Source organism: Micromonospora sp. NPDC003816 (genome assembly GCF_042874705.1).
Taxonomy (GTDB): domain Bacteria; phylum Actinomycetota; class Actinomycetes; order Mycobacteriales; family Micromonosporaceae; genus Micromonospora.
The window spans coordinates 14,208-36,705 of the sequence record NZ_JBIANP010000019.1 but is presented as its reverse complement, the minus strand read 5'-3'; the positions used below and the strand labels follow the sequence as shown (position 1 = coordinate 36,705).

Below are 22,498 nucleotides of genomic sequence, written 5' to 3'. Positions count from 1 at the left end.
AGCGCTGAGCACGGCGACCGACGAACGGGCCGGCCCCGAACCGGCGCCGGCCCTGCGTCGTGCGCTGCGCGGCTACCTCGACCACCTCACCGTCGAACGTGGACTGGCGGTGAACACCCTCACCTCGTACCGCCGCGACCTGGACCGCTACCTCGACTCGCTGGCCGCCGCCGGGGTGGACGACCTCGCCGGGGTCTCGGCCGGCGAGATCGAACGGCACCTGGCCCGACTGCGCACCGGTGACGACGGCCGCCCGCCGCTGGCCGTCTCCTCGGCCGCCCGCGCCGCCAGCGCCGTGCGTGGGCTGCACCGCTTCGCGCTGCGTGAGGGCCTGGTCGGCGCCGACCCGAGCCGTGACGTACGCCCGCCCACCCCACCGCGCCGACTGCCCCGCGCGCTGCCCGTCGACGCGGTGGTCCGGCTGCTGGAGACCGCCGGCCCGGTGGACGCGGCGGGGGAGCAGGCGCCGCTGGCGCTGCGCGACCGGGCGCTGCTGGAGTTCCTGTACGGCACCGGCGCCCGCATCTCCGAGGCCATCGGCGCGGCCGTGGACGACGTGGACCTCGACGACGGGGTGGTGCTGCTGCACGGCAAGGGCGGGCGCAGCCGACTGGTGCCGGTCGGCGGGCACGCGCTGCGGGCGCTCGGCGCCTACCTGGTCCGCGCCCGGCCCGGACTGGTCACCGCCGGCCGGGGCACCCCGAGGGTGTTCCTGAACGCCCGGGGCGGCCCGCTGACCCGGCAGGGCGCCTGGACCGTGCTGCGTCGCGCCGCTGCCCGGGCCGGCCTGCCGGTGGAGGGGTCCGAGGCGGTCTCCCCGCACACCCTGCGACACTCGTACGCGACCCACCTTCTCGACGGCGGCGCCGACGTCCGGGTGGTGCAGGAGTTGCTCGGCCACGCCTCGGTCACCACCACGCAGGTCTACACGCTGGTGACCGTGGACCGGCTGCGTGAGGTCTACGCCACCGCGCACCCGCGTGCCCTGCACTGACCCGAGGCGCGGGAAACGCCGCCGGCCTGGCCGGTGGAGGTGGGGCGGGACGGCACCGGTCGGTACCACCGCCCGACACGCCGAGCGGGTAGTGAACGCCCTGCTCGTCGGTGGCGTACAGTCGGGATCGGCGCGGCCTGGCGGCGGGATGACCGGGGTGCGCAGCGGCGCCGCGAAGGACGTCGGGCGGCTCCGACGCCAGATGGTCGTCGGGAGGGGGCAACGAGGACATGGCTGGCAACGGTGACCGTGCCGAGACCTGGACGTCGGAGCTCCGCGAACAGCAGAACGCGCTCGGCTCGGACCTGGGTCCGGCCGACCCGGCCGCCTACACGATGCGCAAGCCCATCCCCGAGCCGATGCCCACGGACCGGCACGGCCCGGCGCGGATCATCGCGATGGCCAACCAGAAGGGTGGCGTCGGCAAGACCACGACCACCATCAACCTCGGCGCCGCGCTCGCCGAGTACGGCCGCAAGGTGCTCCTGGTCGACTTCGACCCGCAGGGCGCCCTCTCGGTCGGGCTGGGCGTCAACCCGCACAACCTCGACCTGTCGGTCTACAACCTGCTCATGCAGGACGACGTGACCGCCGAGGACGTCCTGATCAAGACCGACGTGGCCGGGCTGCACCTGCTGCCGGCCAACATCGACCTCTCCGCCGCCGAGATACAGCTGGTCAACGAGGTCGCCCGCGAGATGGCTCTGGCCCGCGTGCTCAGGAGCGTCCGCAAGGAGTACGACTACATCCTCATCGACTGCCAGCCCTCGCTCGGCCTGCTGGCGATCAACGCGTTGACCGTGGCGCACGGCGTCCTCATCCCGCTGGAGTGCGAGTTCTTCAGCCTGCGCGGTGTCGCCCTGCTGCTGGACACCATCGACAAGGTGCGCGAGCGGCTCAACTTCGACCTGGAGTTGGAAGGCATCCTCGCCACCATGTACGACAGCCGCACCACGCACTGCCGGCAGGTGCTCCAGCGGGTGGTGGAGGCGTTCGGCGACAAGGTCTACCAGACGGTGATCACCAAGACGGTGAAGTTCCCCGAGTCGACCGTCGCGGGTGCCCCGATCACCACGCTCGACCCGGCCTCCTCGGGGGCCCGTAACTACCGTCAGTTGGCCCGCGAGGTGATCGCCGCGCAGGCGGAGCGGTAGGCCGGTAACCATCGGTGTCCAGGCCGTGGACTACGGTCGTCGGCGTGAGCGCGCCGCCAGCCGACCCGACCACCGCGCCGGAGCATCCGCTCGCGGTGACGGAATCCGGCGCGCCGGAGGAGACCCCGGTCGTCGTTGCGGACGACGCTGCGGACACCGGCAGGTTCACGGTCCGGCTGGACAACTTCACCGGCCCGTTCGACCTGCTGCTGCAACTGATCGGCAAGCACAAACTCGACGTCACCGAGGTCGCGCTGCACCAGGTGACCGACGAGTTCATCGCGTACATCCGGGCCATGGGCGACGACTGGGACCTGGACGAGGCGAGCGAGTTCCTGCTGATCGCCGCCACCCTGCTCGACCTCAAGGCCGCCCGGCTGCTGCCCTCGGCCGAGGTGGAGAACGAGGAGGACCTGGCGCTGTTGGAGGCGCGGGACCTGCTCTTCGCCCGACTGTTGCAGTACAAGGCGTACAAGGAGGCGGCGGCGCACATCGCGGTGCTGGAGGAGGTCGGCGGACGCCGTTATCCGCGTGCGGTCACCCTGGAGGCCCGCTACGCCGATGCCCTGCCCGACCTGGTGCTCGGCATCGGCCCGCAGCGACTGCTCAAGCTCGCCGTCCGGGCGATGACCCCGAAGCCGGTGCCCGAGGTCTCCATCGCCCACGTGCACATGGTGCGGGTCAGCGTCCGGGAACACGCCGCGATCATCAGTGAACGGCTTCGCCGCGCCGGCACCGCCACCTTCTCGCTGCTCTGCGCCGACTGCGAGGCCACCCTGGAGGTGGTCGCCCGGTTCCTGGCGCTGCTGGAGCTGTACCGGCAGGGTGTGGTGGCCTTCGTGCAGGAGCAGGCGCTGGAGGAGCTGACCGTACGCTGGACCGGTCCCGCCGACGGCAGTCCGGCCCTCACCATCGACGAGTACGCCGGCAACCCGGACGAGGCGGCCCCCGGGTCCGGTGCGCCGACGACCGCGTCCGGTGCGGCGTCGACGGCGTCCGGTGTGTCGACGGACGAGGCGGCAACGACGGAGGAGCGCGCCGGATGAGTAACGAGGAACGCCGGGACTCGCTGGCCGACCAGGCCGCCGCCTGGGTCCCGCCCTGGCAGCGCTCCGCCCCCGAGTCCGTCGCCCCGGACCCGGCCCCTGATCCCGTCGAGGCTGAGCCCGTCGAGCCCGATCGCGCGGAGCCCGAACCTGCTGCCCCGGAATCCGCCCAGCTCACCGCACCCGCCGCCGTCGAATCGGCCGAACCTGCGGATCCCGCCCCCGAACTCGGGGCTGCCGGGGATCTCGGTGCGGAGGTGCCCCTGGAGGGGTCGCCGGGTGCCAAGATCGCGGAGGAGGGGGCGGGGCGGAGGCAGCGGGGTGGGCGGACGCGGGTGGTGCCGGAGCCGCCGCCGGTCCTCGACGACGCCGAACTCCGCGGGGCGCTGGAGGCAATCCTGCTGGTGGTGGACGAACCCGTCAGCGAGCTGACGCTGGCCCAGATCCTCGAACAGCCCGCCGAGCGGGTCGGCCCGATCCTGGACGAGATCGCCGCAGGCTACACCGCCGCCGGACACGGGTTCGAGCTGCGCCGGGCGGCCGGCGGGTGGCGGCTCTACACCCGGCCGGAATACGCCACCTACGTGGAACGGTTCGTCCTCGACGGGCAGTCGGTCCGGCTGACCCAGGCCGCGCTGGAGACCCTCGCGGTGGTGGCGTACCGGCAGCCGGTGACCCGGTCGCGGATATCGGCCATCCGGGGCGTCAACTGCGACGGGGTGATCCGTACCCTGGTGACCCGTGGGCTGATCGAGGAGTGCGGCACCGAGTCGGACAGTGGGGCCTATCTGTACCGGACGAGCACGATGTTCCTGGAGAAGCTCGGCCTGAACAGCCTCGACGACCTGCCGCCCCTGGCCCCGTTCCTCCCCGACGACGTAGAAGAGCTTGCCGATGCCGCGCGATGACCGCACCCCCCGCCCCGACGCCCCCGTCTACACCGGCCCGGAACGCCTCCAGAAGGTGCTCGCCGCGGCGGGGGTCGGGTCCCGGCGTGCCTGCGAAGACCTGATCTTCCGTCGGCGGGTGACGGTCGACGGGCGGGTGGCCCAGCTCGGCGACAAGGTCGACCCGACCACATCCGTCATCCACGTCGACGGCGAGCGGCTGGTGGCCGACACCCGACTGGTGTACCTGGCGTTGAACAAGCCCCGTGGCGTGGTCTCCACGATGGCCGACGAGAAGGGGCGCACCGCGCTCGCCGACTTCGTCGGCAACCGGGTCGAGCAGCGTGTCTACCACGTCGGGCGGCTCGACGCGGACAGCGAGGGCCTGCTGCTGCTCACCAATGACGGGACCCTGGCCCACCGGCTGATGCACCCCTCCTACGGGGTGGCCAAGACGTACCTGTGTGAGGTGGCCGGGCCGATCCCGCGCAACCTCGGCAAGCGCCTGGCCGCCGGCATCGAGCTGGAGGACGGCCCGGTCACGGTGGACTCGTTCCGGGTGGTGGGCAGTCTGGGACGTACCGCCCAGGTCGAACTGACCCTGCACGAAGGCCGCAAACACATCGTCCGGCGTCTGCTCGACGAGGTCGGACACCCGGTGAGCCGGCTGGTGCGTACCTCCATCGGGCCGATCCGGCTCGGCGACCTGCGTCCCGGGCGCACGCGGCGGCTGACCAACGCGGAGGTCGCCGCCCTGTTCAAGGCCGTGAGTGACTGACCCCGCGCTGGCGGGTACCGCTGACGGTAGGCTCCTGGCGGCCCGGGGCAGGGCCGGCGGGCCGTGCGCCACGGCGCCGGGCATGATGGAAGCTGTGTGGGCAACCGCTCGCGTCCGCCGATGAGGCGGATCGCGGGGTACGGGCTGAGGAGGACAACGGTGGAGGAAAACGTACCGGCTGGGCGCTGTGTGGTGGCTGTGGACGGGCCGTCCGGTTCGGGTAAGTCCACCGTCTCCCGGCGGCTGGCGGCGAGCCTCACCGCCCGCTACCTCGACACCGGCGCGATGTACCGGGCGATCACCTGGGCGGTGCTGCGCTCCGGCGTCGACCTGACCGACGCCGAGGCGGTCGGCAAGGTCGCCGCCGAGGTCGACCTGCGGATCGGCACCGACCCCACCGGGTACGGCGTGACCGCCGACGGCGTGGGCGTCGAGGCCGAGATCCGGGGTCCCGAGGTGACCGCCGCCGTGTCCGCAGTGGCCTCCGTGCCGGCGGTCCGGGCGCTGCTGGTGGCCCGGCAGCGCGACATGATCGCCAAGGCGGGCCGGATCGTGGTCGAGGGCCGCGACATCGGGTCCGTGGTCGCCCCCGACGCCGACCTCAAGGTCTACCTCACCGCCTCGGCGGCGGCCCGCGCCGCGCGCCGCAGCGCCGAGGACGCCTCCGACGTGGCGGCGACCGCCGCCGACCTGGCCCGGCGAGACAAGATCGACTCGACCCGCAAGGCCGACCCGCTCGCCCAGGCCCCCGACGCCGTGGTGCTGGACACCACCGAGTTGGGCATCGACGAGGTCGTGGCGAAGCTGCGGGTGCTGCTCGCCGAGCGGAACGTGGCGTGACCGGGCGCGACAACCTGCCGGGTCTGCCGGCGATCGGACCATCCGGCGCGGTGGCGCGGGCGTTGCCCGCCACCGGCCAACGAAACGAGGCGTGGGCGTGACTGACAACGACGGTTGGGTGGAGCTGCGGGAACCGGACCTCGACATCGAGGAGCCGGCCGGTCCGCAGCCGGTGGTGGCCGTGGTCGGCCGCCCCAACGTCGGCAAGTCCACTCTGGTCAACCGGATCATCGGGCGTCGCCAGGCGGTCGTCGAGGACGTGCCCGGCGTGACCCGGGACCGGGTCCCGTACGACGCGCAGTGGTCCGGTCGGACCTTCACCGTGGTGGACACCGGCGGCTGGGAACCGGACGCGAAGGACCGGGCGGCGGCCATCGCCGCGCAGGCCGAGACGGCCGTGTTCACCGCCGACGTGGTGATCTTCGTGGTCGACGCGACGGTGGGCTCCACCGACGTCGACGAGGCGGCGGTCAAGATGCTGCGCCGCAGTGCCAAGCCGGTCATCCTGGTGGCCAACAAGGCCGACAACACCAACATCGAGCTGGAGGCCACCTCGCTGTGGTCGCTCGGCCTGGGCGAGCCGCACCCGATCTCGGCCCTGCACGGTCGAGGCTCCGGTGACCTGCTCGACAAGATCCTGGAGGCGCTGCCCGAGGCGCCGAAGATCGTGGAGAACCGCCCGCGTGGCCCGCGCCGGGTCGCGCTGGTCGGTCGGCCCAACGTCGGCAAGTCCAGCCTGCTGAACCGCTTCTCCGGCGAGGAACGCGCCGTGGTCGACGCGGTCGCCGGCACCACCGTCGACCCGGTCGACAGCCTGGTCACCATCGGTGGCGACACCTGGCACCTGGTGGACACCGCCGGCCTGCGCAAGCGGGTCGGCAAGGCCAGCGGCACCGAGTACTACGCCAGCCTGCGGACCGCCTCGGCGATCGAGGCGGCCGAGGTGGCGGTGGTGCTGCTCGACTCCAGCGAGCCGATCAGCGAGCAGGACCAGCGCATCCTGACCATGGTCACCGAGGCCGGGCGGGCACTCGTCATCGCCTTCAACAAGTGGGACCTGGTCGACGCCGACCGTCGGTACTACCTGGACAAGGAGATCGACCGGGAACTGCGCCGCATCCCGTGGGCGATCCGGCTGAACCTGTCGGCACAGACCGGACGGGCCGTCGACAAGCTCGCCGCCTCCCTGCACCGGGCCCTGGCGAGCTGGGAGACCCGGATCCCCACCGCGCAGCTCAACGCGTGGCTCACCGCCCTGGTGCAGGCCACCCCGCACCCGGTACGCGGGGGACGGGCCCCCCGCATCCTGTTCGCCACCCAGGCCGGGGTCGCCCCGCCGCGCTTCGTGCTCTTCACCACCGGCCCGCTGGACGCCGGCTACCAGCGCTTCGTGGAACGCAAGCTCCGCGAGGAGTTCGGCTTCGAGGGCAGCCCCATCGAGATCTCGGTACGCCCCCGCAAGAAGCTCGGCCCCGGCGGCCGAGGCAAGGCCCACGGCTGACCCACACCCCACCCTCCTAGGACGCTCTAGGGGTGGTGGGGGTGGTCACGATCGTGGGGAGGGGGCTGTGCGGCGCAGAGGAGAAGCTGCGCTAAGCTGAACCGGCTGTCGCGGGCAGGATGACGCGAAAGCATCGGGACGTGGCGCAGTTTGGTAGCGCACTTGACTGGGGGTCAAGGGGTCGTCGGTTCGAATCCGGCCGTCCCGACGCAGGTCAGAGGGCTGATCCGGAAATCGGGTCGGCCCTTCCGGCGTTCTGGGGACCACGCCGGTCAAGTGGGTCACCCGGCAGCGCTCCTTGACCGCTCGTCAAAGCGCTGAGCGTTGGCACGTCACCACTCTTGCCTCCGACCCGTCTGTCGCACCCGTCAGTGCCACGCGCGCAGGTCGTTGATCTGGCCGCCGTCTAACGTGGGCGGTGCGAGCTTCCGCTGCCCTGCGGCGGCGATCAGCGCAGCGCGAGGAGCCGCATTCCGGTACGGATCAGGACGACCGTGCCGCCGGCAGCCATGACCATGCCGATGCCGGGCATCAGTTGACCCCAGGCGCCGGTGCTGGCGCTGAGACTGATGAGGCGGGCAGCCTGCCAGCCGACGATGAGGGCCACGGTCACCCCGGGGATCAGGCTGTGCGCTATGGCCACCTTGCGGTACGGCAACAGGGCGCCGGCGATGGCGAGGAATCCCACGCTCAGCGTCCACAGACCTGGACCTGCCGCGCCGTTGATCGAACCGAACGGCGTGATGACCCAGGGCAGCACCGAGCCGACGAGCACGAGCAGGCCACCGACGAGCATGCCGAGGCTGCCGGCGTGGAGGATGCGGCGGCGGACCGGAGCGGCGGGGGATGCGGTGTCTGCCATCACCGGATGGTAGGTGCTCAGTGTTCGTTCACCGAGCGGCTGATCGGTGAACGGCCGGAGCGCGTCGGTGGACGGTCCGCCGGGCAGCACGAACAGGAGCAAACCGGGCGGCGATCGATGCTCACGCGTACCGTTCGACCGCTCGTCGCCTGTCAGGGACCGTTCACCGCCCCGAGGGTCCACCCCGCAGATCACCTATTGCCCGACGCGCGCGGGTCGCGTTCGCTTTCCCAAACCTGAGGGTGTGATCGACCGCACATCCCGTGGCTGGGATTGCTACCGGGGTGTGGATCGGGCCGCGGCACCACCCACCGCGGCCTCGCGGTCGGCGTGCCGCAGCCACTCGCTGGAGCCGGTTCCGTACCGACTAGGAGGGCACCACACATGACCGAGGTAACCCCAGACCAGACGGGTGGTGGCGGTGAGCCACCACCGTCGCCACCTCCGGCATCGCCGGACAACGGCTGGCGCAGAGAATATTGGAGCCGGAACCTCCGGCTCATGGTGATCCTGTTGGCCATCTGGTTCATCGTCTCGTTCGGGTTCGGCGTTCTGCTGGTCGAACCGTTGAACGAGATCGTCATCGCCGGCTTCCCGCTCGGCTTCTGGTTCGCCCAACAAGGATCGATCTATGTCTTCGTGGTCCTGATCTTCGTGTACGCGAAGATGATGGACCGTCTCGACCGCCAGTTCGGTGTCGACGAGCAGGAGACCGAGGGGGCGGCGTCGTGAGCCAGATCCAACTCTGGACCCTCATCTTCATCGGCGCCTCGTTCGCCGTGTACCTCTACATCGCCTGGCGCAGCCGGGTGAAGGAGACCGCCGGCTTCTATGTGGCCGGTCAGGGGATCCCCACCATCGCCAACGGTGCCGCTGTCGCGGCCGACTGGATGTCCGCGGCCTCGTTCATCTCGATGGCCGGCCTGATCGCCTTCCTCGGCTCGGACGGTTCCATCTATCTGATGGGCTGGACCGGCGGTTATGTGCTGCTGGCCCTGCTGATTGCGCCCTACCTGCGCAAGTGGGGCAAGTTCACCGTTCCCGAGTTCGTCGGTGACCGCTACTCGGAGCTGGTCCGCACCGTCGCCGCCGTAGCCGCCATCATCATCTCGTTCACCTATGTGGTCGGGCAGATGCGCGGTGGCGGCATCGTGTTCAGCCGATTCCTCGGCCTCGACGTCACCGGTGGTGTCATCGTCGCCGCTGTGATCATCGGCCTGTACGCGGTGCTCGGCGGCATGAAGGGCATCACCTGGACCCAGGTGGCCCAGTACTCGGTGCTGATCGTCGCCTATCTGATCCCTGCGGTGGCGGTGGCCCAGCAGATGACCGGCATCCCGATCCCGCAGGTGTCCTTCGGGCAGATCCTCGACGAGCTCAACGCGATCAGCCTGGAGCTGGGGATGGCCCAGTTCACCGACGCGTTCGCGGCGCGGCCGCAGATCGACGTGTTCCTGGTGACCATGTCGCTGATGATCGGCACCGCCGGCCTGCCGCACGTGATCGTTCGCTTCTACACCACGAAGAGCGTGCGCGGAGCCCGCTACTCGGCGTTCTGGGCGCTGCTGTTCATCGCCCTGCTCTACACCACGGCTCCGGCCGTCGGCGCGTTCACCAAGTTGAACCTGTTGCAGGGCGTCAACGGCGTGTCGGCCGACGCGTTGCCCGCCTGGGTGGACAACTGGGCGGCGACCGGCCTGGTCACCATCGGGGATGGCGTGACGACGATCGGATCGGTCAGCAACAATCCCGCCTCCGGCGCGGACCTGATCGTCAACAACGACATCCTGGTGTTGGCCAGCCCGGAGATCGCCGGCCTGCCGGCCCCGATCGTGGGTCTGGTCGCCGCTGGTGGCCTGGCCGCCGCGATGTCCACCGCTGCCGGACTGCTGCTGGTCATCTCCTCGTCGTTCTCGCACGACCTGTACTTCCGCCGGGTCAAGCGGGACTCGACCGACAAGCAGCGGCTGCTGGCCGGTCGGATCGCAATGGGTCTGGCGGTGCTGATCTCGATCTACGCCGGTATCAACCCGCCTGCCTTCGTGGCCCAGGTGGTGGCGTTCGCGTTCGGCCTGGCGGCGGCGAGCTTCTTCCCGGTCATCGTGCTCGGCATCTTCTGGAAGAGATGCAACTCGGCGGGTGCGGCAGCCGGCATGATCACCGGCATGGTGTTCACCGCCACCTACATGATCTATACGTTGCCGGTGTTCGGCACCGCGGCCAACCCGCACATCCTCGACATCAGCCCGGAGGGCATCGGCACCATCGGTGCCGTCGTCAACTTCATCGTGACGATCGTGGTGTCGAAGATGACGGCGCCGCCACGGGACGAGATCGCGGAGATGGTGGAGAACATCCGCTACCCGTCCGAGCGTCGCCCCGTGGCTGCCGGCAACGTCACCGGAACGCCCTGACCTGAATCATCCACATCGGCACCGCACCGGTCGCCGGCCCCCACACAGGTGGGGGCCGGCGACCGGTGAGCACCCACGAACGATCGGCGCACCCGACCTCAGCCGCCCGGTCCACGGCCCGGGTCAGCGATCGAGTTGGAGCCGGGCCCAGGCGGTGATGGTCAGTGCGGCGAAGATTGCCGGTACGACCGTGACCAGGGCGAGTTGTGCGGGGCTCACGGCGTCGGGTCGTAGCGCCCACAGGGCGGGTGCGGCGATGGGGAACCATGCTCCGGCACCGGCGATGGCGGTGACCTGGGCGGTGACGATCAGCCCGATGGTGGTGGCGATGCCGGGCAGCAGTCCTCGTCCGAGTGTCGCCGCCCACGCGGCCGGGGTGGCGACGAGGGCCGACGAGACGGTGAGTACGAGTTGTCGCCCGAGAGCCGCGCTGACGTCGGTGTTCCAGGCGCCCAGGCCGAGAAGCGTCCCGGTCAGCGCGATCGCGGCGGTCAACGCGATGGCCACCAGTGCCGCCCAGAACAGGTGCGACAGCAGCTTGGCCGCGACGAGGACCGGTCGGGAGACGGGCTGGGCGAACAGGCCGGTGACGGTGGCGTCGCTGAATTCGCGGCCGACGAGCCAGCTCAGGGCGACGCCGAAGGCGAGCAGACCGCCGGCGGCGGTGATCTGCGCGGCGACGCCGGTCAGCAGGGCCCATCCGGTGGCGTCGGCCAGCGGACCGAGCTGCGCGATGACCTGGTCGTTTCCGCTGCGGGCCGCGTAGGTGAGCGCGCTGGTCAGGATGGTGATGCCGGCGACGAGCAGGACGGTGGTGGTGCGGATGACCCTTGAGGCCGCCAGTTTGTGGAGTTCGACGTCGAGTGCGGCGGTCAGGGCGCCAGTCATCGCGGGTGGTCCTGTTCGTGCTGGTAGACGAGGGCGAAGAAGGTGCGTTCCAGGTCGGTGGTGTCGGGTTCGAGGGTGCCGATGAGTCGTCCGCGGTTGACGACGGAGATGCGGTTCGCGATGCGGGCCACCTCGTCGAGGTGGTGGCTGGAGACCAGGATCCCGGCACCGGCTTCGGCCCGTCGGGACAGGACGGTGCGCAGCCGGATCACGCCGGCCGGGTCGAGGGCGTTGGTGGGTTCGTCGAGGACGATCAGGTCAGGGTGGTGCTGTGTCGCGGCGGCGAGACCGAGGCGCTGTCGGTTGCCCTGCGACAGTCGTCGGGTGGTGATGGTGGCGTACCGGGTCAGGTCGAGTTCGGTCATGGCGTGTTCGGCCAGGCTGGCGGCTTCTGCGGCGGGTCGGCGGCGGAGGCGTGCGGCGAGCCGCAGGTTGGTCCGGACGTCGAGTTCGGGGTAGGCGAAGGGGTGTTCGACGAGATGGCCGACCCGGGCCCAGTCGTCGGCGGTGAGCTGGGTCAGGTGACGGCCGTTGATCTGGCAGGTGCCGGTGGTGGGGTGCAGCATGCCGAGAATCAGACGCATGAGGGTCGTCTTGCCGGCGCCGTTGAGACCGACGAGGGCGTGGATCTCGCCGGGGTGCACGGTGAGGTCGATGCCGAACACGCCCGCGCCGTCGCCGAAGTCGTGGGCCAGGGCGGTGGTCGTGAGTCGTTCAGTCATGGCGGGTGCCCTCGACGGTGTCCAGGGCGACGCTGATGGCGTCGGTGAGGCTGGTGGGCGGCGTAGCCATCGCCCATTCCAGGAGGGCGCAGGTCAGTGCCGCGAGAGCGACGGCGGCGGCGACCCGGGCGGGTAACGTCGGGACGCCGTCGGTGATGAGTCGGTCGGCGATGGCCGTCTCGGTGGCCGCAGTGGTGCGGGTCATGCCGGCGCGCAGGGTCGGGGAGTGGGCCACGATCCGGACGCGGCGTCGTGTGGTCTCGTCCGCCAGGTCGTCCAGGCGCGTCAGCGCTGCGCGCAGACCGCGCGTGACCCGGTGCAGCGGTGGCAGTGTGTCCGGTTGCCCGGCCACTGCCTCGGCGATCAGGGGGTCGTACGGGTCGTCGAGGACGACCATCTCCTTGCTGGTGAAGTAGCGGAAGAACGTCATCTCCGAGACCTGGGCGCGGGCGGCGATCTGGGCGACGGTGGTGCCCTCGAATCCCTGTAGTTCGAACAGGTCCAGGGCGTGGCTGACCAGGCGGTGACGGGTGTCGGCCCGTTTGCCGTGCAGGGGTGGTTGCCTCACCCGTCGAATGTTAGTCACTAACATTCCGCGAGTCCAGGCATCCGAACCGCAACGGCGGGTGGAGTGATCATGGTGGCGCGGGGAAGCCGGGGCGGGCGTGTCTGTCGGCGATCGGCCCCGACAGGCATCACGCGTGACGGAGGCCCGGTTCATGGCGGAAGTGCATCGAGACTCTCCTTCGCCCCGGTATGGCAGGTTCCGGCGATGGGTGTCGTTGGAGACCACGAGTGGGGCGCTGCTCCTCGTGGCGGCCGTCGCGGCGCTGGTGGTGGCGAACTCGCCGTGGCGCGGGGCCTACGCCAGCCTCTCCGCAGCGAGGATCGGGCCGTCCGACCTGCATCTGGATCTGTCCGTGTCGGCGTGGGCGGCCGACGGGCTGCTCGCGATCTTCTTCTTCGTGGTGGGTGTGGAGCTCAAGCAGGAGATCGTCGCCGGGAGTCTGCGCCGGCTCGGCGAGGCGGCGGTGCCGGTGCTCGCTGCGGTCGGCGGGATGCTGGCTCCGGCCGTGGTCTTCGTGGTGGTGGTCGTGGCGCGGGGCGACCCGGCGGCGTTACGCGGCTGGGCGATTCCGACCGCCACGGACATCGCGTTCGCGTTGGCCGTCCTGGCGATCTTCGGTCGGGGTCTACCCGTCGCGCTCCGCACGTTCCTGCTGACCCTGGCGGTGGTCGACGACCTGTTGGCGATCATCGTGATCGCCGTGTTCTACAGCGGCGATCTCGACGGGCTCGCTCTCGTGCTCTCGTTCGCCGCGGTGGCACTGTTCGCGGTGGTTGCCCGGTCGAGACGACCGAGCTGGTGGCTGTTGCTGCCGGCGGCGGCGCTGGCGTGGGGTTTCATGCACGCGTCGGGGGTGCACGCGACCATTGCCGGGGTGCTGCTCGGGCTCTGCGTGACGGTCCGGCCGGTCTTCGGCGAGCCCGAGGGTCGGGCCCACCGGTTCGAGCAGGCCGTGCGTCCCGTCTCGTCCGGCTTCGCGTTGCCGGTGTTCGCGTTCTTCGCCGCAGGCGTCCCGCTCGTCGACGGCGAGGGCATCGGGGTCCTGTTCGCCCAGCCGGTGCTCCTGGCGATCGTGCTCGCCCTGGTGGTCGGCAAACTCCTCGGCGTGCTCGGGGTCACGGCGTTGGTCACGCGGTTCACCGGTCTGCGGTTGCCGGATGCGATCGGGGTACGTGACCTGTTGCCGATCGGGTTCCTCACCGGCATCGGGTTCACCGTCTCGTTGCTCATCTCGGAGCTGTCGTTCCCCGATGCCGTGCACACCGACGGTGCGACGGTCGGCGTGCTGGCCGGTACGCTGCTCGCCGCCTTCCTCGCCGCGCTCACCCTGCGGTGGGACGCCCGTAGGGCGCGGGAGCGGGACATGAACAGGGACGGTGTCGTCGACAGCGACACCCGTCCGATCCGCGATCCCGCCGAGGAGGAACCCGGCCCAGGCTTCGGGAGCCGATGAGCACAGCGCCGGCCCCGCACGCACGGACCCGCCGCGGGTCGTGCTACTGGCCGACCAGAAGTCGCATCAGCAACGCCATGAGGGCCACGAACAGCACGGCACCGGCGAGGACGAGGATGCCGCCGTTGGCGTCACACCATTGGCTCCATCGGGAGGGCAACACTGTCACCCGTTCCTTTCCGGCTGATCCGTGATCTCGCCAGGGTCGGTGTTGCTGCTGAATCGGTGACCGGACAGCACGGCGGACCGGGCGATCACCATGCCGCCGACGGCCGAGGTGGCCAGTTGCAGCACGATGGCGATGATCGCCTTGACCGTGTTCGACAGGTGGGGGTCGAGGAAAGCCGCTCCGGCGACGATGAACGTGACGCCGAGCCCGGCGGCGGTGGCCACTGCCGAGGTGCGGGTGTAGGGGTCGGGCAGGCGGTGCAGTCCGATGGCCGCGGCGACGAAGATGGCCGCGCCGAGGAGTGCGAGGACCTGTCCCACGATCTCCAGGATCATCGGCGTCCGTTCGCGATCGCGCGGGCCAACGAGACGGCGGCGAGGAACGCCACCAGGGTGGCGACCAGGACCAGGTCGAAGGTGCCGTGGCGGTGGGCGCGTACGCCGATCAGTGCGATGAGACCGATGACGGCGAAGGTGAGCAGGTCGGCGGCGATGGCCCGATCGGCGGGGGTGGGTCCGCGGGCGATGCGGTAGGCCGACACGAGGAAGGCGAATCCGCAGCCGGCGATGGCGATGTCCAGAAGGATCATGGTCGGTCTCCGAGGCTCAAGGCGAGCAGCATGCGTCGTTCCATGTCGCGAAGGTCGGCCAGGGCGCTCTCGGTGTCCTGGTGGTACATGGAGTGCACGAGCAGCGCCTGACCGTCCTGGTCGTGGGCGACCACGCCGAGGGTGAGAGTTCCGGGCGTGAGGGTGATGAGCACCCCGATGAGCGCCACGTGCAGGTCGGTGCGGGAGTCCAGCGGCATGAGCACCACGCGGGGGGTGGTGGTCAGGCCCGGCGTCAGGATGTCGACCAGGACCGTCCAGGAGGACTGGACGATCTGGCCGGCGAACCAGAGCGTGAACAGCACGAGCCGGATCGGAAGGGTGAGTACGCGTGTCATCGCCGCACCGCCTCGAGGTAGGAGGAGGTGTCGAGCAGGCCGTCGGCGGCGGTGGAGGCCAGGCCGAGCAGGAACTCCCCGCCGAGGCCGAGGCAGACGGTGACGGCCGCCAGGATCGCGGCCGGTACGACCAGGCTGGTCTTCACCGTGGTGCGCTCGGCGGTGAGCAGTTGTCCGGTGCCGGCGGCCGGGTCGTCGGGACTGTCCGGTGGGGGAGACGCGGCGAACACCGCGTTCCAGATCTTCAACATGGACAGCAGCGTGATCAGGCTGACCGCGAGCGTGATCGCGACCACCGCCAGGTGGCCCGCGTCGGCGGCGGCCATGATGAGGGTCAGTTTGGCCACGAACCCCGACAGCGGTGGCAGGCCGGCCAACGACAGCGCGGCGAGACCGAAGCTGACCGCCAGCACGGGTTCGCGGCGGACGATTCCCCGGAGCCGGTCGAGTCGGCCGGTGCCGTAGTGGGTCTCTATCGCGCCGGTGGACAGGAACAGCGAGGCTTTGACGATCATGTGGTGCAGCAGGTAGAAGATCCCGGCGGTCAGTCCGGCGGGCGTGAACAGGGCCACCCCGAGCAGGATGTAGCCGATCTGGCTGACCATGTGGAAGGCGAGGATCGAGCGCATGGTGTCCGCGCCGACCGCGGCCAGTACGCCGACGAGCATCGTCGCGCTGAACACGACCAGTCCGATCCACAGGTAGCGCTGGTCCCCGTCGAACACCACGGCGTAGATGCGGTAGATCGCGTAGATCGCCACCTTGGTGTGCAGGCCGGAGAAGAGGGCGGTCACCGCCGGGGAGGTCGAGGGGTAGGCGCGGCCCAACCAGCCGTAGGTCGGCACCACCGCCGCCTTCATCGCCAGCGCGAACAGGCAGATCGCGGTCGCGGCCGCCACCAGCGGTGAGTCGGCGGCGGCGCCGGCGAGTTCGGCGAGGTTGACGGTGCCGGCCGTGCCGTAGAGCAGCGCGATCCCGGCGAGGAGGACGGTGGAGACGAAGAGGTTGAACGTGACGTACAACCGGGAGCCGCCCACCGCCGCCGGGTGGCCCTGCTGCCGCCGGGCGAGGATGAACAGCCCGTACGACGGCAGCAGCATGACCTCGATGAAGACGAAGAGGTTGAACACGTCGGCGGTGAGCAGCGCGCCGTTGACGCCGGCGGTCAGGGCCAGCACGAGTGGTGCGAACAGGCGCAGCCGTCCGGTGCCGCTGGCGAGCGCGAACAGGACACACACCAGGGTGAGGAGCCCGGTGACGGTCACCATGAGCGCCGCGAGGGTGTCGGCGACGAACGGGATCGCGATGCCGGACGTCCAGCCGCCCACGCCGTGGGCGAGAACGGTGCCGTCACGGGTCGTGGTGACCAGGGCGACACCGGCCGCCAGGTTGGCGGCGAGCACGGTGACCAGCAGCCGGATCGGCCACCGGGTGTCGGCACGCGCGAAGGCGGTGATTCCGGTCCCGGCGAGCGGGACCGCGACGAGAAGCGTCAGCAGCGTACCGGTCACGACGTCACCTCCTGCCGGTCGCGGGGCTCGCCGGTGCGGTCGGACCCGGTGCTCGTGGTCGCCGCTCCGGTCGGCCTCTCGGGATCGTCGGGTTGTAGCGCCTCGGTCGACTGGTCACCCGACGGTCGGGGCCGACCGGTGACGGCCAGGACGAGCAGGTAGATCGTGATCGCGAAGGCGATCACGATGGCGGTCAGCACGAACGCCTGCGGCAGCGGATCTGCCGTGGTCGCCGGATCCGGGTCCGGCCCGAGCGGCTCACCGCGCCGGTTGATGCCCCCGGCGCTGAACAGCAGCAGGTTGACGGCGTGGCTGAGCAGGACGAAGCCCAGCACGACGCGGAGGAAGTCGCGTTGCAGCAAGAGGTAGACCGCTGCGGTGACGAGCGCTCCGACGGTCAGCGCGAGAATCACGGCGTGGCCCCCTCGGTCTGGCGGGCGTCGGCCCGCGTGTCGGTGTGGGGCTGGTGCGGTGGCGTCGGCGGTCGTCGGCCGGGTGTGTCGGTCGAGGCGGCGCCGAGCAGGCGTAGCGCCGCCAGGATCACCCCGAACACCGCCAGGTACACGCCGACGTCGAAGACGAGGGCGGTGGTCAGCTTCACGCCGAGAACCTCGGCGTGCAACGGCCGCAGGAACGAGTCGTCGACCAGGCCCAGTGCGCCGGTGCCGACCGCCACCAGGATGCCGGCGCCGGCGATGGCCAGGAAGGGCCGTTGGAGCATGCGGGTACGGGCCGACGACGCCGACAGGTACGCCAGCGCCAGCGCGCAGGTCCCCAGCAGGGCGGCGATGAACCCGCCGCCTGGTGCGGTGTGGCCCCGCAGGAGCGCGTAGAGCGAGCCGAGCAGCATCAGCGGGACCAGGAAACGGTCGAGCACGGTCAGGAACACGGCGTTGCGCTGCGGATCGGACAACGGGTTGTCGACCTGCGGCTCCGACGTGCCCCCGACGGCCGGGTGGGCGGTGAGCAGGGCGCTCACCGCCATCGCCGCGACGGCGACGACGACGAGTTCACCGAAGGTGTCCAGGGCGCGGAAGTCCACCAGGATGGTGTTGACGATGTTGGTGCCGCCGGTGAGGGTCTGCGCCTCGCGGATGAAGTGTTCCCCGGCCGGGGAGAGCGAGCGGTGTCCGGTGAACGCCAGCGTCGCCAGGGTGGCGGTGGTCCCGGCGGCGAGGGCGGCTGCGGCGGCCAGCACCGAGCGCCTGGTGCCGACGGCAGCGAAGCGGGGCCGCATACGACGGAGCACCAACACCATGATCACGACGGTGAGGATCTCGACCAGCAGTTGCGTCAACGCCACGTCGGAGGCGCCGAGCACGAAGAACCACATGGCGACGGAGAACCCCACGACGCCGGTGGCGATGACCGCGGTCAGGCGCACCCGGGCGCGGACCACCGTGACGATCCCGACCATCATGACCACCAGCAGTCCCACGTCGATCGCGTGCGGGCGCAGGGTGGGCGGTGCTCCCGGCCACCCGGCGACCACCCCGAGGCCGGCCAGTCCGAGCAGTACGACCGGCGCCGCCATGTGGGCGGCGGGGGCGTCGTTGCGGGTCAGCGCACCGACCCGGCGACCGAACGCGATGGTGTTGTCGTGCAGGGCCTGGACCGCCCGTACCCCTGAGCCGGGGAACAGCGCCCGGTCCAGGAGCCGGTCGGTGTGGCCGCGCCACACCGTCAGGAGCACCCCGGCCGCGATCGCGAGCACCGACAGCATCAGCGGCCCGCCGAAGCCGTGCCACAGGTAGACGCCGCCGATCTCGGAGAGTGTGGTGCCGACGGTCGCCGCCGCCGCGCCGCGCACGAGATCGGCGAGCAGCCAGCCGGCGACGCCGAAGACGGTGCCGGCGAGTGCGGTGAGGCTGATCGCGGCGGACATCGACGCGGTCGGACGCCAGGGCCGGACCTCCGGGGCGGGGCCGGGGAGAAGGGTGAGGAACACCCGGGCGCTGTAGGCGACGGTCAGCACCGCACCGGCGGCGGCGACCAGCGCCACCAGCCAGCCGATCGCCGGTGCGGCGGGTGCGTCGAGCATGGCCTCGAAGATCATTTCCTTGCTGATGAACCCGAGGGTCGGCACGATTCCGGCCATGCTGGCCACGGCGAGTGTGATCATCGCGGCGGCCCACGGCATGGACCGGGCCAGGCCACGGAGGCGGCGCAGGTCGCGGGTGCCGGTCCGCCGTTCCATCAGCCCGACGTGCATGAACGCCGCCGACTTGAACAACGCGTGCGCGGCGATGTGCACGCTGGCGGCCAGCATCGCCTCGGTGGTGCCGATGCCGATCACCGCGACCAGCAACCCGAGTTGGCTGACCGTCGAGTACGCCAGCAGTTCCTTCATGTCGTGCCGTTGCAGCGCGAACAGCGCGCCCATCACGGCGGTGAGCAGGCCGACGGTGACCAGCAGGACCGGCCAGACCGGCGCGTGCGATGCCGCACCGGCGAAGAGCATCAGCAGGTAGATGCCCGCCTTGACCATCGCGGCGGCGTGCAGGTAGGCGCTGACCGGTGCGGGTGCGACCATCGCGTCGGCCAGCCACGCGTGGAACGGGAACTGGGCGGCCTTGGTCATCGCCGCCACCGCGACCAGCACCGCCACCGTGGTGCCGAAAGCCGCGTCGGCGGCCCACGCCGGATGCGCGAGGGCGGCGGTCAGGTCGGTGGTGCCCGTGCGGGCCGCGACGAGCGCCACGGCACCCAGCAGCGACAGCCCGCCAGCCACCGTCACCAGCAACGTGCGGGTCGCCGGTGGTCCGGCGGTGGGGCCGGACCGGGCGATCAGCAGGTACGAGCAGACGGTGGTCAGCTCCCAGGCCACCCAGAGCACGACGAGGTCGTCGGCCAGCACCAGCAGCAGCATCGCCGCGGCGAATCCGGTCATCAGGGTGTAGAAGCCGGTCGGCCGCCGATCGGTGAGGTACGACGTCGAATAGACCATGATCACGGCGCCGATCCCGAGGACCAGCACCGCGAAGAGCATCGAGAGCCCGTCGAGCCGCAGTCGCAGCGCCACGTCGACCGTCGGCATCCACGACACGGTCTCGGACACGGTCCGTGTACCCGCGCCGGCCTGGATCAGTACGCCGACGGCCAGCAGCAACCCGCCGCCCAGGGCCCAGCCGGCCTGTCGGCCGAACAGGCGGGTGAGGACGGGGACCAGCGGCACGGATACCGCGACGACGAGCAGAGCCAGGGTCAGGGACATGGCACGGCCCTGGTCCGGGCGATGGATACGCGTGATCTCAGCGTGGGGGTGACAAGGTGCACGGGGTCTCTTTCGGGGTCGGCTCGACTATCGCCGACCAGGCTTCCCGGCACACCTGCCACGCAGCCTAGTACACGTCTTCCCTGCTGAGCGAACCCAGCAGGGCGAGGTCAATGCCTCATCGACCTGTCCGAACCCCGCCGTCGACGGTGCCGGGAGCGGTCGGCGGGCGAGAGCCGTATCGTCAGCGCAACCTGCCGAACGCCTCGGCCCTGGCCGTTTCGCCCGCCACGATGATGGTGTCGTCGCTGCCGAGAACCGTGTCCGCCGTCGCGTAGCCCCAGGTGCCGGTGCGGGGCTTGACCGCGACCACGGTGATGCCGTGGGTGGCCCGGACGTCGGTGGTCCCCAGTGGTCGACCGACGACATGGGCGGGCGGACGCGTCTTGACCATGGCGAACCCGTCCTCGATCTCGATGAAGTCAAGGATGTCGCTGCGGACCAGATGCGCCTCGCGGCGTCCCATGTCGTGCTCCGGGTACACCACGTGGTGGGTGCCGAGCTGCTTGAGGATCTCTCCGTGGGCGTCGCTGGTGGCTTTGGCCCACACCGTCGCCGCGCCGAAGCGCAACAACAGCGAGGTCGTGAGGATGCTCGACTGCAGGTCGCTGCCGATCCCGACCACCGCGCGGTCGAACTGGTGCACCGACAACTGCCGTAACGTCGTCTCCTTCGTCGAGTCGGCGCGCACCACGTGAGTGAGTCGGCCGTTGAGCGACTGGACCGTCTCTTCGTCGGCGTCGATGCCCAGGACATCGGTGCCGGTGGCCATCAGCTCCAGCGCCAACGCGCTACCGAAGCGTCCCAGGCCGATCACGACGACCGCGTCTGCGCCGAGAGAACGGCCGGGCCGTCGGAAGGAGAAGGGGTTCGACTTAGCCAATGATCGGCCGCTCCTTGGGTAGTTCGTACAGGCGGGTGCGGTGGCGGAACACCAACGCCGTGGCCAGGGTGATCGGCCCCAGGCGGCCGACGAACATCAGCACCACCAGCAAGACCTGTGCTGCTGCCGGCAGATCGGCGGTGATGCCGGTGGACAGGCCGACCGTGGCGAAGGCCGAGACGACCTCGAACAGGGTCCGGTCCAGACCGAAGTCGGTGGCGGCCATCAACGCGATGGTCGAGGACACCACGACGGCCACCGCCAGCAGCGCGATGCTGATCGCCTGGCGGTGGGTGGAACGCGGTAGCCGCTTGCCGAGGATGTTGACGGCTCGTTCACCCCGGATCTCGGTGATGATCACGAACAGCAGCACCGCGAAGGTCGTGACCTTGATCCCTCCGGCGGTCCCGGCCGGCCCGCCGCCGATGAACATCAGGACGCTGGTGCCCAGCCAGGTGACCGGTTCCATCGCTGAGGTGTCCACGCTGTTGAACCCCGCCGAGCGCGCCATCGTCGAGTGGGTGAACCCGGCGAGGAGCTTGGCGGGCACGCCCAGCGGCCCGAACGTGCCCCGGTTCGACCACTCGCTCACGGTCACGAAGATGCTACCCAGCAGGAGCAGTGTGCCGGACATCAGCAGGACGATCCGGGTGTTCATCGTCCAGTGCAGGGGGCTACCCCACTCTCTGCGCAGTTGCAGCAGCACCGGATAACCCATCCCGCCGAGGATGACCGCCGCGCACAGCGGCAGACACACCCACGGGTCCGCGACGTAGCGCACCAGACTGTCGCTGTGCAGCGCGAACCCGCCGTTGTTGAACGCGGAGACCGTGTGGAACACCGCCAGCCACGCGGCACGGCCCGGTGCGGACTCGTAGCCGGCGAGCAACCGTACGAACACCACCAGCGCGACCACCGCCTCGATGGCCAGCGTGGTCTTCACGATGCCGGTGACCAGCGCGCCGACGCTGCCGATGTCGACGGTCTTGACCTCCTGCGCCATCGACAGCCGCGACCGCAGACCGATCCGACGCATCACGCTCAAGCCCAGCAACGAGGCGAACGTCATGACACCGATCCCGCCGATCTGGATCAGTACGAGGATCACCACGTGTCCCAGCGGCGTCCAGTAGGTCGGCGTGTCGACCACCACCAGGCCGGTGATGCAGACCGCCGACACGGCGGTGAACAGCGCCTCGACGAAAGTGGCCCGCCCCGGCCCGGGGTGCGCGGCGGGCAGCATCAACGCCCCGGTACCCAGCACCACCGACACCGCGTACGCGAAGACGATGACCTGCGGCGGGCGGATCCAACGCCTCATCCGGCCACACCAGGCGACGTGTGGTGTCGATGATGAGGATCGGAACGACCTCGCCGGGCACCACTGCGGCGACCCGAGACCGGACAATCGCCCCCAGACGGTACGCGGCGTGTCAGCAGCGTACGGCGAGGTCGTCTCCTCGCACTGCTCTCGGCCCGAACCGACACCGGCGGTCGCCTCTCACTAGCCTCGCGACGCCCGTGTCCGAACGTCGGCCGACCAGACTTCCCGGCACACCGGCGGCCATGTTACGCACGACCCGCCGGCCGGGGCCGGCGGGTCGTGCGT

23 protein-coding genes and 1 tRNA gene are annotated in these 22,498 nt (G+C 70.6%); 11 read left to right on the top strand and 13 right to left on the bottom strand.

Annotated elements, in window-relative coordinates; translation table 11 throughout:
- The first annotated feature begins 4 nt into the window (after positions 1 to 4).
- The 8 genes from ACFYTT_RS30215 to ACFYTT_RS30180 all read left to right on the top strand — a co-directional run bounded on the left by ACFYTT_RS30215 (position 5) and on the right by ACFYTT_RS30180 (position 7,408).
- Positions 5 to 994, top strand: a complete 990-nt coding sequence (locus tag ACFYTT_RS30215; RefSeq protein ID WP_176095743.1) for a tyrosine recombinase — start codon at positions 5 to 7, stop codon at positions 992 to 994.
- 230 nt (positions 995 to 1,224) lie between these two features.
- Positions 1,225 to 2,148, top strand: a complete 924-nt coding sequence (locus tag ACFYTT_RS30210) for a ParA family protein (RefSeq protein ID WP_117230487.1) — start codon at positions 1,225 to 1,227, stop codon at positions 2,146 to 2,148.
- A gap of 95 nt (positions 2,149 to 2,243) precedes the next feature.
- Positions 2,244 to 3,194 carry a segregation and condensation protein A gene (locus tag ACFYTT_RS30205; RefSeq protein WP_387264343.1) on the top strand — a complete coding sequence of 317 codons (951 nt, stop codon included), beginning with the start codon at positions 2,244 to 2,246 and terminating at the stop codon, positions 3,192 to 3,194.
- On the top strand, positions 3,191 to 4,102 hold the full coding sequence (gene scpB, locus ACFYTT_RS30200; protein WP_387264320.1) for an SMC-Scp complex subunit ScpB: 912 nt from the start codon (positions 3,191 to 3,193) through the stop codon (positions 4,100 to 4,102). Before ACFYTT_RS30205 ends, scpB begins: the two co-directional genes overlap by 4 nt.
- Entirely contained in the window at positions 4,089 to 4,859 is a 771-nt protein-coding gene (locus ACFYTT_RS30195) for a pseudouridine synthase (protein ID WP_131056471.1), read from the top strand. The genes scpB and ACFYTT_RS30195 overlap by 14 nt, the downstream gene beginning before the upstream one ends.
- Positions 4,860 to 5,018: 159 nt before the next feature.
- Positions 5,019 to 5,699, top strand: coding sequence for a (d)CMP kinase (gene cmk, locus ACFYTT_RS30190; protein WP_387264318.1), 681 nt, complete (start codon positions 5,019 to 5,021; stop codon positions 5,697 to 5,699).
- Positions 5,700 to 5,796: 97 nt separating this feature from the next.
- A complete protein-coding gene (der, locus tag ACFYTT_RS30185) occupies positions 5,797 to 7,200 on the top strand; it encodes a ribosome biogenesis GTPase Der (RefSeq protein WP_387264316.1) in 1,404 nt (467 codons plus the stop codon).
- A 134-nt stretch (positions 7,201 to 7,334) separates the two neighbouring features.
- Positions 7,335 to 7,408, top strand: a tRNA-Pro gene (locus ACFYTT_RS30180).
- A 240-nt stretch (positions 7,409 to 7,648) separates the two neighbouring features.
- On the opposite strand, the gene ACFYTT_RS30175 is transcribed toward ACFYTT_RS30180, so the two are convergent.
- Entirely contained in the window at positions 7,649 to 8,152 is a 504-nt protein-coding gene (locus ACFYTT_RS30175; RefSeq protein WP_201272353.1) for a hypothetical protein, read from the bottom strand.
- 294 nt (positions 8,153 to 8,446) lie between these two features.
- Here ACFYTT_RS30175 and ACFYTT_RS30170 point away from each other — a divergent pair, with 294 nt between their 5' ends.
- Both ACFYTT_RS30170 and ACFYTT_RS30165 read left to right on the top strand, forming a co-directional pair.
- Positions 8,447 to 8,794, top strand: coding sequence for a DUF4212 domain-containing protein (locus ACFYTT_RS30170; protein WP_131052853.1), 348 nt, complete (start codon positions 8,447 to 8,449; stop codon positions 8,792 to 8,794).
- Complete coding sequence (locus ACFYTT_RS30165; protein WP_387264314.1) at positions 8,791 to 10,476, top strand: sodium:solute symporter family protein; 1,686 nt, start codon at positions 8,791 to 8,793, stop codon at positions 10,474 to 10,476. Before ACFYTT_RS30170 ends, ACFYTT_RS30165 begins: the two co-directional genes overlap by 4 nt.
- A 123-nt stretch (positions 10,477 to 10,599) precedes the next feature.
- On the opposite strand, the gene ACFYTT_RS30160 is transcribed toward ACFYTT_RS30165, so the two are convergent.
- From ACFYTT_RS30160 to ACFYTT_RS30150, 3 genes are read right to left on the bottom strand one after another with little or no spacing between them, the layout of a single operon-like run.
- Positions 10,600 to 11,364 (bottom strand): ABC transporter permease, encoded by a 765-nt coding sequence (locus ACFYTT_RS30160; RefSeq protein WP_387264312.1) that lies wholly within the window; start codon positions 11,362 to 11,364, stop codon positions 10,600 to 10,602.
- Positions 11,361 to 12,086: an ABC transporter ATP-binding protein gene (locus ACFYTT_RS30155; protein ID WP_387264310.1), complete on the bottom strand. Its 726-nt coding sequence runs from the start codon at positions 12,084 to 12,086 to the stop codon at positions 11,361 to 11,363. Before ACFYTT_RS30155 ends, ACFYTT_RS30160 begins: the two co-directional genes overlap by 4 nt.
- On the bottom strand, positions 12,079 to 12,654 hold the full coding sequence (locus ACFYTT_RS30150; RefSeq protein WP_387264308.1) for a TetR family transcriptional regulator: 576 nt from the start codon (positions 12,652 to 12,654) through the stop codon (positions 12,079 to 12,081). Before ACFYTT_RS30150 ends, ACFYTT_RS30155 begins: the two co-directional genes overlap by 8 nt.
- A 208-nt stretch (positions 12,655 to 12,862) precedes the next feature.
- Between ACFYTT_RS30150 and nhaA the strand changes: the two genes are divergently transcribed.
- A complete protein-coding gene (gene nhaA / locus ACFYTT_RS30145; RefSeq protein WP_387264306.1) occupies positions 12,863 to 14,107 on the top strand; it encodes a Na+/H+ antiporter NhaA in 1,245 nt (414 codons plus the stop codon).
- Positions 14,108 to 14,150: 43 nt separating this feature from the next.
- Here the strand turns inward: nhaA and ACFYTT_RS30140 are convergent, their stop codons facing one another.
- From ACFYTT_RS30140 to ACFYTT_RS30100, 9 genes are all read right to left on the bottom strand, one after another.
- Positions 14,151 to 14,276, bottom strand: coding sequence for a hypothetical protein (locus tag ACFYTT_RS30140; protein WP_387264304.1), 126 nt, complete (start codon positions 14,274 to 14,276; stop codon positions 14,151 to 14,153).
- Positions 14,273 to 14,611 carry a monovalent cation/H(+) antiporter subunit G gene (locus ACFYTT_RS30135; RefSeq protein ID WP_131052859.1) on the bottom strand — a complete coding sequence of 113 codons (339 nt, stop codon included), beginning with the start codon at positions 14,609 to 14,611 and terminating at the stop codon, positions 14,273 to 14,275. The genes ACFYTT_RS30140 and ACFYTT_RS30135 overlap by 4 nt, the downstream gene beginning before the upstream one ends.
- On the bottom strand, positions 14,608 to 14,865 hold the full coding sequence (locus ACFYTT_RS30130) for a monovalent cation/H+ antiporter complex subunit F (RefSeq protein WP_131052860.1): 258 nt from the start codon (positions 14,863 to 14,865) through the stop codon (positions 14,608 to 14,610). The genes ACFYTT_RS30135 and ACFYTT_RS30130 overlap by 4 nt, the downstream gene beginning before the upstream one ends.
- On the bottom strand, positions 14,862 to 15,221 hold the full coding sequence (locus ACFYTT_RS30125; RefSeq protein WP_387264301.1) for a Na+/H+ antiporter subunit E: 360 nt from the start codon (positions 15,219 to 15,221) through the stop codon (positions 14,862 to 14,864). Before ACFYTT_RS30125 ends, ACFYTT_RS30130 begins: the two co-directional genes overlap by 4 nt.
- Positions 15,218 to 16,732, bottom strand: a complete 1,515-nt coding sequence (locus ACFYTT_RS30120) for a monovalent cation/H+ antiporter subunit D family protein (protein WP_131052862.1) — start codon at positions 16,730 to 16,732, stop codon at positions 15,218 to 15,220. Before ACFYTT_RS30120 ends, ACFYTT_RS30125 begins: the two co-directional genes overlap by 4 nt.
- Complete coding sequence (locus ACFYTT_RS30115; protein WP_387264299.1) at positions 16,729 to 17,145, bottom strand: sodium:proton antiporter; 417 nt, start codon at positions 17,143 to 17,145, stop codon at positions 16,729 to 16,731. The genes ACFYTT_RS30120 and ACFYTT_RS30115 overlap by 4 nt, the downstream gene beginning before the upstream one ends.
- Positions 17,142 to 19,946 carry a hydrogen gas-evolving membrane-bound hydrogenase subunit E gene (gene mbhE, locus ACFYTT_RS30110; protein ID WP_387264297.1) on the bottom strand — a complete coding sequence of 935 codons (2,805 nt, stop codon included), beginning with the start codon at positions 19,944 to 19,946 and terminating at the stop codon, positions 17,142 to 17,144. Before mbhE ends, ACFYTT_RS30115 begins: the two co-directional genes overlap by 4 nt.
- A 244-nt stretch (positions 19,947 to 20,190) precedes the next feature.
- Positions 20,191 to 20,823 (bottom strand): potassium channel family protein, encoded by a 633-nt coding sequence (locus ACFYTT_RS30105; RefSeq protein ID WP_387264295.1) that lies wholly within the window; start codon positions 20,821 to 20,823, stop codon positions 20,191 to 20,193.
- 58 nt (positions 20,824 to 20,881) lie between these two features.
- Positions 20,882 to 22,210: a TrkH family potassium uptake protein gene (locus ACFYTT_RS30100; RefSeq protein ID WP_176093346.1), complete on the bottom strand. Its 1,329-nt coding sequence runs from the start codon at positions 22,208 to 22,210 to the stop codon at positions 20,882 to 20,884.
- Between the last annotated feature and the right edge of the window lie 288 nt (positions 22,211 to 22,498).

Excerpts from the sequence above, each read along its gene's own strand:
- ACFYTT_RS30210 (WP_117230487.1), top strand. The coding sequence starts at position 1,225 with ATGGCTGGCAACGGTGACCGTGCCGAGACCTGGACGTCGGAGCTCCGC.
- scpB (WP_387264320.1), top strand. The coding sequence starts at position 3,191 with ATGAGTAACGAGGAACGCCGGGACTCGCTGGCCGACCAGGCCGCCGCC.
- ACFYTT_RS30195 (WP_131056471.1), top strand. The coding sequence starts at position 4,089 with ATGCCGCGCGATGACCGCACCCCCCGCCCCGACGCCCCCGTCTACACC.
- ACFYTT_RS30170 (WP_131052853.1), top strand. The coding sequence starts at position 8,447 with ATGACCGAGGTAACCCCAGACCAGACGGGTGGTGGCGGTGAGCCACCA.
- ACFYTT_RS30160 (WP_387264312.1), bottom strand. The coding sequence starts at position 11,364 with ATGACTGGCGCCCTGACCGCCGCACTCGACGTCGAACTCCACAAACTG.
- ACFYTT_RS30155 (WP_387264310.1), bottom strand. The coding sequence starts at position 12,086 with ATGACTGAACGACTCACGACCACCGCCCTGGCCCACGACTTCGGCGAC.
- ACFYTT_RS30135 (WP_131052859.1), bottom strand. The coding sequence starts at position 14,611 with ATGATCCTGGAGATCGTGGGACAGGTCCTCGCACTCCTCGGCGCGGCC.
- ACFYTT_RS30130 (WP_131052860.1), bottom strand. The coding sequence starts at position 14,865 with ATGATCCTTCTGGACATCGCCATCGCCGGCTGCGGATTCGCCTTCCTC.
- ACFYTT_RS30125 (WP_387264301.1), bottom strand. The coding sequence starts at position 15,221 with ATGACACGCGTACTCACCCTTCCGATCCGGCTCGTGCTGTTCACGCTC.
- mbhE (WP_387264297.1), bottom strand. The coding sequence starts at position 19,946 with ATGTCCCTGACCCTGGCTCTGCTCGTCGTCGCGGTATCCGTGCCGCTG.
- ACFYTT_RS30100 (WP_176093346.1), bottom strand. The coding sequence starts at position 22,210 with ATGAGGCGTTGGATCCGCCCGCCGCAGGTCATCGTCTTCGCGTACGCG.